This is a genomic window from Sphingomonas segetis, assembly GCF_009720245.1.
GTDB classification, from domain to species: domain Bacteria; phylum Pseudomonadota; class Alphaproteobacteria; order Sphingomonadales; family Sphingomonadaceae; genus Sphingomicrobium; species Sphingomicrobium segetis.
In genome coordinates this window covers 1-2,589 of sequence record NZ_WJSQ01000236.1, presented here as the reverse complement: position 1 = coordinate 2,589, position 2,589 = coordinate 1, and the positions used below count along the sequence as shown (strand labels likewise).

Below are 2,589 nucleotides of genomic sequence, written 5' to 3'. Positions count from 1 at the left end.
ACGCCACGCCGCTTCGCCCCGAGCGGCTCGCAGCCCTCCTGTCCCTGGCCCTTCCCGACCAGGCGATACTCATCGTCGACACCGGCCACATCGCCGGATGGACTGCCCGCCACGTCCGGCTCCGGCGCGGCCAGCGCCTGCTCCGCCCCGCGGGATCGATGGGCTGGGGATTCCCGGCGGCGATCGGCGCGGCCTGCGCGGTTCCGGACCGTCCCGTGGTGTGCTTCACCGGCGACGGCGGCTTTCTCTACCATCTCGCCGAGCTGGAGACCGCGCAGCGCTACCGGATTCCGCTGGTGTCGGTGATCAGCAACAACAATGGCTACAGCCAGGAACGCCCGGTGTGGAACGAGTCGGCGGACTATGACCACAACTGGCGCTTCGCGCCGGTCTCCTACACGGACGTCGCCCGGAGCTTCGGGTGCCCGTCGTGGCGGGTCGAGCAGGCAGGCGATTTCGAACCGGCGTTCAGCGAAGCGCTCGCGGTTCCCGGGCCGGCGATCGTCGAGGTCATGACCGACGAACGAGTCACGCTTTCGCCGCCATGGACTCCGTCCGCGGCGGCCGCGGGAGGCTAGGAACGAATGCGCGGAATAAGGGGAAGGACATGGCACCCGACGACCATATGCTGCTGACGCACCTGCTGTTCTCGAACGCGGTCGATTACTGGCACGACGTCGATCACAATGACGGGATGAACGCTCGCGACTTCTATGTCGAGGACGCGACCTTCTTCAATCTGAGGGGCCGCGAAGCGATCCACCAATTCTACCTGTGGCGCAAGGAACGCGGCGCCCGGACGGTGCGCCACCTGATGTCCAATTTCCGGGCGCGCCTCGAAGGCGACGGCACCGCGCATACCGAATGCGTGATGCTGCTCTATGCGGCCGACGGCGAGCCGGTGCTGCCCTCGGCGCCGCCGATCCAGATCGCCGACCAGATCGACGAGCTCGTGCTGTGCGACGACGGGCGCTGGCGATTCCGGGCGCGCAGGTTCGTCAACATATTCAAGGGCGACATTCCGACCACCGTTCCGCCGCCCGAATGGTATGCGAGATACAATCCGGTCCCGGCCGACGGCTGAGCCGGACCCTTGAACTCGAGGCAGCCGGAGTGCAGTTTGGGACCGGTAACATCCTGCGACTCCGGGGGGCCGCTCGAATGGAGGCAAAAGTGTCGACGCAGCCAGCAGCCAGCCCCGGGAGCCCGGAGGCCCTGACCCTCACGCCCGTCCACCCCTTATTCGGCGCGCGCGCCACGGGGATCGATCTCAGGAAGCCGCTCGGTCCCGGGGAGAAAAGCCAGGTGAAGGCGGCGATGGACCGTTATGCGGTGGTCGTCTTCCCCGGCCAGCTGATGAGCGACGAGGAGCATGCCGCCTTCGCCGAGCAGTTCGGGACGATCGAGGACACGCCGACGCTCGTCGACCAGGCCCGCCGGCGCCTCTCCAACATGCGGATCAACGACATTTCGAACCTCGGTCCCGACGGCAAGATCTGGGCGCCCGACGACCGCCGCCGGATGTACAATCTCGGCAATCTCCTGTGGCACAGCGACAGCAGCTTCAAGCCGACCCCCGCCTACTGGTCGATGCTCCAGGCCAAGACGATCCCGCCGCACGGGGGCGAGACCGAATATGTCGACACCCGGGTCGCGTGGGACCATCTCCCCGACGCGCTCAAGGCGCAGGCCAGGGACCTCGTCGCACTTCACTCCTTGATCTTCTCGCGGGCGCAGCTCGGCTTCGACGCCTTCAGCCCGGAAGAGATCGAGCGCTGCACGCCGGTCCGGCAGCGCCTCGTCCGGCTCCATCCGGAAAGCGGCAGGCTGGCGCTCTATCTGTCGGCGCATATCGGCGAGATCGAGGGCTGGCCGCGCCCCGAAGCCATGGCGCTGATCCGCGAGCTGACCGAGTTCGCGACCCAGCGGCAGTTCGTCTACCAGCACCGCTGGAGCGTGGGCGACCTCGTGATCTGGGACAATCGCTGCACCATGCACCGCGGCCGCCGCTATGACGACAAGGCCTATCCGCGCGACATGCGCAGGGTGACCCTCGCCGATGTCGCGCCGACTCTGGAGCAGCCGGTCTGAGCCGCGAGCGGCCAGCAGCTTCGCTCGCGCACAAGCGCGCTTGCGTGCCGCAGGAGGGGCCGGCGAGCGTCGCCGAGGCCCTCGTCGAGCGGCTGAAGCAAGCGGGAGTCACGCACATCTTCGGAGTGCCCGGAGGCGAGTGCAATCTCGACCTGATCGCCGCCTGCGACAGGCTCGGAATCGCCTTCGTGCTGACGCGGACGGAGACGGCCGCCGCGATCATGGCGTGCGTCGCCGGCGAGCTCACCGGCGCTCCGGGAGCGGCCATGACCACCCGCGGCCCCGGGCTCGCCTCGGCCGTCAACGGCGCCGCCTTCGCCGATCTCGACCGGTCGCCGCTGCTCCTGATCGCCGACGGCTATGCGCCCGACCAGGCCTTCATCAGCCATCAGCGCATCGACCAGGAGCGGATCCTTGCGCCGCTCCTTCGCGGGTCGGCGCGTCTGTCGGCGGAGAGCGCCTTGGCGCAGCTTGACTCGCTGCTCGCGGCCGCCGCGG

The 2,589-nt window shown here is 68.5% G+C and carries 4 protein-coding genes; all 4 read left to right on the top strand.

Annotation, left to right across the window (positions count from 1 at the left end):
- Positions 1 to 578 (top strand): thiamine pyrophosphate-dependent enzyme (locus GH737_RS14255; RefSeq protein ID WP_230558833.1); only part of this gene is annotated, 578 nt, incomplete at its 5' end.
- Between the two features lie 29 nt (positions 579 to 607).
- Entirely contained in the window at positions 608 to 1,084 is a 477-nt protein-coding gene (locus GH737_RS14250) for a nuclear transport factor 2 family protein (protein ID WP_196233216.1), read from the top strand.
- Positions 1,085 to 1,173: 89 nt separating this feature from the next.
- Entirely contained in the window at positions 1,174 to 2,091 is a 918-nt protein-coding gene (locus tag GH737_RS14245) for a TauD/TfdA dioxygenase family protein (RefSeq protein ID WP_230558832.1), read from the top strand.
- A gap of 44 nt (positions 2,092 to 2,135) precedes the next feature.
- Positions 2,136 to 2,589: thiamine pyrophosphate-binding protein (locus tag GH737_RS14240; RefSeq protein WP_275401975.1), on the top strand; the 454-nt coding region annotated here is incomplete at its 3' end.